9 protein-coding genes, 1 tRNA gene and 1 pseudogene are annotated in these 9,186 nt (G+C 50.4%); 8 read left to right on the top strand and 3 right to left on the bottom strand.

Annotation, left to right across the window (positions count from 1 at the left end; genetic code table 11):
- A pseudogene (locus MKMG_RS09175) lies at positions 1 to 478 on the top strand (EamA/RhaT family transporter); the annotation flags it as partial.
- A gap of 139 nt (positions 479 to 617) precedes the next feature.
- Here MKMG_RS09175 and MKMG_RS09170 read toward each other — a convergent pair.
- Positions 618 to 688: transfer RNA gene (locus tag MKMG_RS09170), tRNA-Gly, on the bottom strand.
- A 337-nt stretch (positions 689 to 1,025) separates the two neighbouring features.
- On the opposite strand from MKMG_RS09170, the gene MKMG_RS09165 reads away from it, so the two are divergent.
- The 7 genes from MKMG_RS09165 to MKMG_RS09135 all read left to right on the top strand — a co-directional run bounded on the left by MKMG_RS09165 (position 1,026) and on the right by MKMG_RS09135 (position 8,358).
- On the top strand, positions 1,026 to 1,484 hold the full coding sequence (locus tag MKMG_RS09165) for a 30S ribosomal protein S15 (protein ID WP_165077472.1): 459 nt from the start codon (positions 1,026 to 1,028) through the stop codon (positions 1,482 to 1,484).
- Positions 1,485 to 1,495: 11 nt separating this feature from the next.
- Positions 1,496 to 2,710 (top strand): DHHA1 domain-containing protein, encoded by a 1,215-nt coding sequence (locus MKMG_RS09160; protein WP_165077471.1) that lies wholly within the window; start codon positions 1,496 to 1,498, stop codon positions 2,708 to 2,710.
- Complete coding sequence (locus tag MKMG_RS11465; RefSeq protein WP_216842898.1) at positions 2,707 to 3,078, top strand: KEOPS complex subunit Pcc1; 372 nt, start codon at positions 2,707 to 2,709, stop codon at positions 3,076 to 3,078. The genes MKMG_RS09160 and MKMG_RS11465 overlap by 4 nt, the downstream gene beginning before the upstream one ends.
- Positions 3,079 to 3,095: 17 nt before the next feature.
- Positions 3,096 to 3,821, top strand: coding sequence for a 30S ribosomal protein S3ae (locus MKMG_RS09150; protein ID WP_165077470.1), 726 nt, complete (start codon positions 3,096 to 3,098; stop codon positions 3,819 to 3,821).
- Between the two features lie 149 nt (positions 3,822 to 3,970).
- On the top strand, positions 3,971 to 4,819 hold the full coding sequence (locus MKMG_RS09145; RefSeq protein ID WP_165077469.1) for a polymer-forming cytoskeletal protein: 849 nt from the start codon (positions 3,971 to 3,973) through the stop codon (positions 4,817 to 4,819).
- Positions 4,813 to 5,646, top strand: a complete 834-nt coding sequence (locus MKMG_RS09140) for a hypothetical protein (RefSeq protein WP_165077468.1) — start codon at positions 4,813 to 4,815, stop codon at positions 5,644 to 5,646. The genes MKMG_RS09145 and MKMG_RS09140 overlap by 7 nt, the downstream gene beginning before the upstream one ends.
- 102 nt (positions 5,647 to 5,748) lie before the next feature.
- Positions 5,749 to 8,358 carry a DUF3656 domain-containing protein gene (locus tag MKMG_RS09135; protein ID WP_165077467.1) on the top strand — a complete coding sequence of 870 codons (2,610 nt, stop codon included), beginning with the start codon at positions 5,749 to 5,751 and terminating at the stop codon, positions 8,356 to 8,358.
- On the opposite strand, the gene MKMG_RS09130 is transcribed toward MKMG_RS09135, so the two are convergent.
- Together MKMG_RS09130 and MKMG_RS09125 are read right to left on the bottom strand one after the other, a co-directional pair.
- Entirely contained in the window at positions 8,359 to 8,646 is a 288-nt protein-coding gene (locus MKMG_RS09130; RefSeq protein ID WP_165077466.1) for a DUF1894 domain-containing protein, read from the bottom strand.
- Positions 8,634 to 9,116 carry a DUF1890 family protein gene (locus MKMG_RS09125; RefSeq protein ID WP_165077464.1) on the bottom strand — a complete coding sequence of 161 codons (483 nt, stop codon included), beginning with the start codon at positions 9,114 to 9,116 and terminating at the stop codon, positions 8,634 to 8,636. The genes MKMG_RS09130 and MKMG_RS09125 overlap by 13 nt, the downstream gene beginning before the upstream one ends.
- Between the last annotated feature and the right edge of the window lie 70 nt (positions 9,117 to 9,186).

Raw genomic sequence — 9,186 nt, 5'->3', positions numbered from 1 at the left:
AGTGGTTGCGTTTCTGCTGGGCGAAACATCGCCGTCCCCGTCCGTTGCCGTCATTGCAATGGTTGTCGGGTTCTTCAGTTACGGAGGCATTACCAGTGTGCTTTTTATGTGGGCGCTGAGGGGCATCGGCACTGCGCGTGCAGGGGCGATTCTGGCAGTTTCACCGTTTTTTGGCGTGATCATCGCTCTCATTGTATTTACCGACCCGCTTGCTCCGGCGTTTTTTATTGCACTTCCCGTCATGGGGATCGGGGCATACCTTCTGATGACCGAACACCATTCTCACACCCATCGCCACCCCGAGACATTTCATGAACACCGCCATGATCATGATGACCTGCACCATAACCATCAGCACATGGGTTTTGAACCGCCCCTCTCAGCATCCGGTGAACACTGTCATACCCATCAGCATGAAGAACTGGTTCATGATCATCCGCATAAGCCGGATATCCATCACCGGCATTCCCATAAATGAATGACCGGACAGTCAGTCTGCCTCATTGCTGTATGTGGGTCAACTATCCGGTGTGAGATACATGTCCATTGAAGATGTGAGAGACATTAAGTATCAAAAATCCTGCTGTGAAAAAAGATTCCGACTTGAGGTTATATAGTGCGACTGCCGGGATTCGAACCCGAGATAGTGGCTTGGGAAGCCACTGTCATACCACTAGACTACAGTCGCAGATTACAGACTCTCATTAGATTTCCTTTCCACATAAATCTTCGTTTTTCAGAGCGGATTGGTGCTGGTATCATCTGGCCTGGAGGGTTCAGGCTGATGGATACCCTTAATATCTGAACGGACAATATTAACGGAGCACAGAACCGTCATGGTAGTGCTGACTACGGTAAGTCCGACGTGCCCTCAGGCACGGCCGCATATGTGGCTAGGGATTACAGAGAAGTTAGTTTCTGACTTTTTTGAGGACTTTACCAACTATCCCGTATCTATCCCATCCGGTATGGCGATATAATCGCTGTTTTCCGGAAATCAAAATTAACCAAGGTGGTGAACACAAGTGGCACGAATGCATGCAAGACGGAGAGGTAAGTCAGGATCCGTCCGTCCAAACCGCTCCGAAGCACCGGAGTGGTCAAATACTGACAGCGTAGAGATTGTGAAAATCATTGTGGAACTCAGGAAGACAGGAATGTCTTCTGCAGAGATTGGCCTTATCCTTCGTGATAAACATGGCGTTCCATCAGTAAAACTCGCAACCGGCAAGAGAATCGAAGAGATCCTTGCGGAAAACGGGCTTGCATCTGATATTCCTGATGATATCCGTAATCTTATCATAAAAGCGCTCGGAATGCGAAAGCACCTGAGTGAGAATAAAAAAGATGTCCACAACAAGCGTCAGCTCCAGCTCACTGAAGCAAAGGTACGCAGACTCGGCAAATACTACGTTAAAAACGGAAAAATGCCGGCAGGATGGGCATACAAACCTGAGACTGCAGAATTCCTGCTGTCAAGATAATACTGAGTGATATGTCTATCGAATCCGCTGCTGTTCATCTCGCAGAACACCTTCGTGAGAAGGAGTATGTCGAGATTTACGGTCACCATGATGCTGATGGAATTGCAGCTGCATCCATAATGGTTCATGCCCTCATTCGTGAGGAGATCCAGGTACGGCTGCGTATTCTTCCACACATCTGTCCCTGTGACATCAGCAGCGGTAATGCCACCGTTCTCTGTGATTTTGGTTCCGGCTCATCTGACCTCCCGGATGATGTCATGGTCATTGACCATCACATTCCCCGGTTTGAGGGAGAGTTTCATGTCAATCCCCGTCTGGAAGGAATAGACGGAGAACATGAACTCTCCGTGTCAGGTGCTGCGTATGTTGTAGCACAGCACATCGGCGATAACCGTGATCTGGCCGGGCTGGCGCTCCTTGGAATGATTGGAGACCGTCAGTCCATTAAAGGTCAGAATCAGGATATCGTGAATGAGGGAATTGCAAACAATTTCATCACTCCGGGAAACGGTATCCCCCTCTTTGGACGCGACCTTCATGAACAACTCTTCACTGCGTTAAATCCCATGCTTCATGGTATTGCAGGTGAGGAGGAGTCGGTTGAGTCGCTCATCAGTTCATATACCATTCGTAATGAAACTGATGTCGGACGCCTTCTGACAGACGTGATACTGAAGATATCTCCGTATCACAACGCTGATTCGATGTTATCACTCTGGGGGGATACCTGGCATCTTGAGCGTGGGGCAGTAAAGGATGCACATTCACTGGCAGGTATTGTCGAGGGATGTGGCAAATCCGGTAAGGGCATTCTTGGCGCAGCATTATGTCTCCGTTCCCATGAATATCTTGATGAGGCATGGGAGACGGCACGTGCATACCGGCTGAGAGTCATCGAAGCAGCACGGCATGCACATCCGTTAAAGAATAATCCATTGATCTATGAAATTGCTGATGCCAATGCGATAAGCGGAGTGGCGGATGCCGTTTCATTCGATGGGTTGTTACATCACCCTGTTGCCGTGATGGCACCGCAGGGCGATTCATATTCCGTTTCGGCACGGTGTCCGCAGGGTGTAGAAAAAGACCTTGCAGCTATTCTGTCGAATCTGGCAATAGAGTGTGGAGGCACTGGCGGCGGACATTATTCCCGCGGAGGTGCGAAGATACCCCGTGATAAGATTGAATGCTTCACATCCGGATTTCTGGAGGCATGTGCATGACAATGCGCATTGAAGGTATTGTGTGCACACCGCATGCAGACTCCGAATCTGTGGCAGAAGCGCTCTCACCGGATAACCTTTTGAATATGAAGACGACTGCTTCAGGTGGGTTTGTCAGGACCGAAATTCACACGGGCCGCTTACGGTCGCTGGTGGCATCGGTAGACGATTATCTTATGAATCTTGCAATTGCGGAGGACATATGCTATTACGTCTCTTTAGCAGACACTGAACTGATATTAAACAATGGATCTTCGCCGGAGGCAGGCGGAGTCATTGACGGCGTGTCTGCCGATGCCTCTTTAGACGTATCAGATAATTATTTTGAGAAACAGGGGGAGCATTCACGTTCCCCTGATAATACATAAAATTAGGAGATCATTACATGGCAAGACGAAAGAAGCAGGCAGGACGAAGAGTAGAAGGCTGGAAAGCAAAGAGCTGGTACAAGGTATACGCACCGGAGTATTTCGACCGTGCATATCTTGGTGAAACCATTTCCGGTGACCCACAGAAGCTTATCGGCAGGGTCATGAGGACAACGCTCGGCGAGATGACCTCTGACTATTCCAAGCAGAACATCAAGATGAATTTCAAGGTCACCAATGTTGCCGGGGATGCTGCATACACAGAATTCGTCGGACACGAAGTGACCAAGGATTATCTTCGTTCAATGGTGAAACGCCGGACATCACGTATTGATTCGCTGGTACTTCTGACAACCAAAGAAGGCCGGAAGATCCGTGTGACCGCAACCTGTTTCACCATTTCCCGTGCAGAGATGAGCCAGGCAAAGGCAATCCGGTCAACAATCACTCAGTATCTCATCGCAAAATCATCTACGATGACCTACGAACAGTTTGTTCGTGATATGGTACTGGGAGAACTCGCACGTGAACTCTTTAAGATTGTAAAGAAGATTTATCCGACACGCCGTGTCGAGGTAATCAAATCCAAAGGTGAGGAGAAAGCAACCGGCACACCCCGTGCTGTTGTAGCTGAACCCGAACCCGTGGCTGAAGCCGAAGCCGAAGCTGCACCTGTGGCTGAGGCCGCACCCGCAGCTGAAGCTGAAGTTCCTGCAGAAGATGTGCAGGAAGAAGAGAACTAAGTCTCTCTTCATTTTTTTGTATCATTCCGGCAGAGTTGCCTGTATCTCTCTCTCTCTCTCTCTCTCACATCCGGTAATCTGATCTTCAGAGATGATTACGAAGACTCATATGGATACGGTGAGTACGTTTCATCAGAAGGCGGCGCAGTATGGAGACAGGTGGACAGAATTGGTTTGAACGATGTATCCTTCCGGATAATACTGAACTCCAGGAACATACACTGAAGACAGACAGAATTATTGTCATCGGGGACCGGTGCAGAATTGACTACGGTCTCGAAGGCAGTGAAATTGTTGTGTGTGAGTTCACTACGATAAATGGTGACATCCATGCCGGAGGGGATGTGCGAATTGACAATTTCTGTGAAATCCATGGGGATGTGTATGCAAAGGAAGATGCATATCTCGGCGAAGGGGTCAAAATAAATGGGCGCCTGATTGTAAACGGGGATCTGGATATAGGAGATGACGTCCAGATTGAGAAGGGCTTTGAAGCAAAGGGGTGGATCTCTATACGCAATCCTCTCCCTGTTTTGACGTATATCGTCTTGTACCTTGTAACCCTTCTTGGAATTGAAAAGGAAGAAGAGATATCCGAAATTATGCGGAAGCTCTTTGGGTATGACGAGGATGAAACAACAGAAATTCCTCTGATGATCCCTTCGAATTCAGTGCTGGATATGGAAACATTCGCGGTTCCGAAATCTATGTCAATAGGTTCGGACTGCCGTCTTCACGGAAATATCCGGGCAGGCTCTGTGTCTATTGATATGGGCAATACCCTGTTTGGCAGTCTGCGTGCGGAAGGTGACATTACGATCGCTCCCAACAACGAAATTCACGGGAATATTCATTCTGCCGGGGATGTTGTTATCTGCGAGGGTGTGCATGTCCTGGGAAATATTCAGTGCTCTAATCTGACACTGAATGAAGAGGCCCGTCTGGATGGAACGATTAAGGCACCACTGGGTGTTCGGATTGTGAGGGAAAAATGCTGATAGATGATATTTTTGATCTGCACGGGATGCAGTGTATCGAACCGGTGTTCGCTGATATTACGGAAGATTATTACACAGAAGCGCTGCTGTCTGTGCCTGCGGAGGAAGCGCGTCTGTTGATCGATGAGAATGAGTATCCGATTGCGCTTGCACTGCGAAAGGATGATCACTGGTTAGCAGGCAGCTTTGTCTGCCGGTCTCTGTCAGTGGATGTTATATCCCGGTTTGAAGATGTCGGTGGTGATATTTACCAGGAGGATGCATCCCGGTATCTGGATGCTCTCAGGGAATACTTTAGCCTGAAACTGCTGGCTGAAGTCCCACCGGCAACCGAAGACACCCGCCCGGAAAGAAAGGAGCTGGTCACTTCTCTGATATCAGATACCTGGGGTTCACTGCATGCTGCGTCATGTATGGACTGCTGCTGCGGATCCGGCGTGGTATCAGAGGCAATCAGGGACTGTGGCGGCCATCCCTGTGGGTATGACAATGATCCCGGTCTGATTGCTCTCGGGTTGCAGAGCAAGCGCCTGTATCCGCATCAGGTGATGCATATTGATGCCTCACGTGCAACAGACTACGTCGCACCGGTTACGTATGGTGTGGGGTGTATGCTGGGGGACATCACGGCGTTTAATGCAGGGATGTGGGAAGATATTGTATCAGAACTGCTGGCGTTATCAGAAAAAACGTTGATTACAACAGCGACTGAGCCTGAAATCCGTCGCGTGGAGGGATGGGCTGTTGCAGAGGGACGGACGTGCGAAGTCACTGAAAATGAACGGGACCCGATATACGACAGGTGGGTCTGTATAACATCTGTCTGATTCTTTTTTTTATCCCGTAGATTTCCGGTATCGTTGGGTGACCGGTTGTGATGGTTTATGTCTCCCCGGAGTCAACTCTATTGATATATCTGGGACATTGTCATGCATGCTACTGTTGTACCTGAACTTCTCGCACCAGCCGGTTCTCCTGATGCGTTGATCGCTGCGGTTTCAGCGGGAGCTGATGCGGTGTATCTGGGGGGGGCACAGTATGGGGCCCGACAGAATGCCGTAAATTTCGGGAACACTGAAATGGAATGGGCCCTTCGCTACTGCCATACCCGTGGCGTCCGGGTGTATGTGACACTCAACACCCTGCTCTCCGATGCTGAGATGCAGGATGCCGTGCATTATGCATCCTGGCTGTATGCATCCGGTGTCGATGCGGTGATCGTGCAGGACGTGGGACTCGCAGACATCCTGCACACCTGTGTTCCGGAACTGCCTCTGCATGCCTCGACGCAGATGACCATTCTGTCAGAGGACGGGCTGAGCTGGGTGCATGCACTCGGCTGTCTGCGCGTCGTTCTTCCTCGTGAACTGACCGTGCGTGAAATTTCAGCGATGTATGCCGGTGCGGATGACGGTTATCCTGAACCGGAAGTCTTTGTTCACGGCGCACTCTGCTATGCCTATTCCGGGCAGTGCCTGCTCTCATCTTTGATAGGGGGCAGAAGTGGAAACCGTGGTTCATGTGCACAACCGTGCCGCAGGGAGTATACGCTGCTCTCCGGTGATACCGATGAATGGGGACTGCCGGTGAAGAATTCTTTCAGAACCGTGAAGACGCAATATCTGCTCTCCCCGCGGGACCTCTGCACATATCCGAAGATCACTGATGTCATCAAATCCCCTGCAGTATCCCTTAAAATTGAAGGCCGGATGAAGTCGCCGGAGTACGTGGCCGCGGTGGTGTATGTCTACCGGAAGGCACTGGATGGGGCCTTAAACGGTTCGTTTGTCTCTTCAGATGCTGATATACTCACCCTTCGTGCGGCATTTAACCGTGAATTTACCGCAGGATACCTGCTGGACGAAAAGAGCGGCACCGTCATGGGGCCGGAAGCACCCGGAAACAGGGGTGTGCATATTGGTTCAGTCAGTTCCTATAACCCACGGAAGAAGCTGGCTGAAATCTCTCTGGACGGCACGTATTCTCCTGAAGCAGGTGACGGCATATCCTTTTCAGACGACACACCCGGCTTCTTTGGAGGGGCGGTTCTCAGGACAGTTCCTGCCATACATCATATGAAATTTCAGATGCGTGTCCCCATGCCTGTCCGGCCCGGTAACCGGGTATTCCTGACAAAAAGCGGCAGGAGTTCTGAATATGCAACCGGTCTGCTCCGGAAGAATGCATCCCGGATGATTCCGGTTGACCTTACCCTCTCATTTGAAGACAATACGCCTGTAGTGACGGGTAGAGCATCTTCCCGGACCGGAGAGGTTTCTGTATCCGTTAAAGCCGGTTTTTCCTTTTCACCTGCACAGAACCGTCCGGTCACTCCTGAGAATCTTGCGGAACTCATGTCCCGGACGGGAGACACACCGTATTATGTCCGCTCCTTTTCATCAGACTACAAGGGCGGTTTATTCGCACCGATTCGTGAGATAACGGGTTTTAGGCGGGAATTTTTTGCCGCCCTTGAAGACGCTGCTGTAGAGTCATTTCTGCCGGAAGAGACAGCAGGGGATGCGGCCGCTCTTCTGTGCGAGTCAAAAGACTCCCGTGTATCCTGCCAGACACCTCCCGCACCGGAGATATCCGTCTACGTATCCGACTGCGACACCCTGCGCGGGGCACTGGCGGCCGGTTGTCACCGGGTCTATTTTGAACCCTGGGAGAGACCTGAATCCGGTTCCGGTGGTGATTCAGACCAGTGGGGAGAGTGGCTGTCTGCGCACATTGCTCAGGCAGCGTCACTCTGCAATGATGCAGGTGTTGAACTGATATGGAAATGGCCGCGTATCACACGGCAGAGTTTTCTGGACTGTGCATGCAGCATCATTCCGAAACTCGATGAAATGGGAGTCAGCGGTGTGATGGTGGAAAATATCAGTGCCCTTGCTGCTGTCAGGCGGGCCTTTCCGGATGTAGCTGTCTATGGTGGTTCCGGACTGAACATCTTCAACAGCCACTCTGCCCGGATATTCGGCAGTGACTGCGTATCTGTCACCCTGTCTCCTGAGCTGTCGTTTGATTCAGTCGGTGATCTGGTATCACGGCTGATTGCTGAAGAAGAGGTGTCTCCTGTGCCTGAATGCATCATCCATGGCCCGGCAGAACTTGCCGTAAGTGAAGACTGCATCATTGCCACAGCACATGGCCGGTGTCTGCGGTGCGGGGATATGCCGGGTGGCAGACAGTGGTTTGGCATACAGGATGTGAAGAGGCATATCTTCCCGGTCACGGTTGATACCGAATGCCGTACCCATATCTGGAATTCCCGTGAAACCTGCATTATCGATCACCTGAATTTATTAGTGGATGCGGGTATCAGCCATGTGGCAATCGACTGCCGTATCAGAAACGGGCGGTATGCAGAAGCTGTTGTCAATACATACAAGAAAGCATTTGAACTGCTGTTCATTGGTAAAAGCATGAACGACAGTGATATACAGGCACTAAAAGACGGGTTGCAGAAGATTGCATACGGTGGGATTACCACCGGTCATTTCCTGAAGGGCGTGGAAGAAAAAGTTGAAAAATGATCAGTGTTTGATGTTTTTTGCTTTTCTTCGTATCATGTCAGCTTCCGCGGCATCACTGACACGGAGGAGAAAGGTGCCATAGCAGGGCTTTGTAAATGGAAATGTAATGACATCGCCGTCTATACCGATTCGAACGGGCGGTATGCCGATCATCGCTTTATCAAATATTTTGAATCCCGGTTTCACCTCGTACACTTCGGCACAGTTTTTGTCAATATAACTGGCGGCCTCCTTAAACGAGATGTGTTTGTCTATGACCTCGTAGTTGAGTTTTTCTATGCATCCCATGATAATGCCTCGTCAATTTTTCTTTTAAGGGGTAAGGGATTGTGGCTGCCCTGAGCAGAGACCGCCGGACACCCAATCTCTGTGAGTTCATTCATCCGGGCCAGTGTTTCACTTCCGAAGACGACTGCAACTACGGTGCCTGATGACAGTGCCTGTATGGTGGCGGTGTATGCCACCCCGGCCTCATTATGGACCAGCACAAATGAGACGTCTGCGTCAAAGGTTCCGTCCGCCATATTGTCAATTACGGTGTCAATGTCCTGTATGTCGCCGGTGTATATCCGGTCAATGTCAGCAATCTCAAGCAATGCCCGTGCCGCTTTTGTGCCCCCTATGGTGACTGCCACATCTTTTTTGCGCAGCATTCCGCTCAGGTACAGGGCTGCACTGGTCTGTATGGGGACCTGAGGGCAGCCGAGCAGTATCAGTGCCGTATCCGGTTTTGTCTGAATTATGTTGTTTTCATTCATCTGATGTGCCGTCCGGTTGTTCCAATATATCATTTATACCTGAAATCCGCTCCGGGTGTGCAAATATCGT

The sequence above is a fragment of the Methanogenium sp. MK-MG genome, assembly GCF_009914725.1.
GTDB lineage: Archaea > Halobacteriota > Methanomicrobia > Methanomicrobiales > Methanomicrobiaceae > Methanogenium.
Note: the sequence above shows the minus strand (reverse complement) of the source record. Positions and strands in the feature narration are given on the sequence as shown.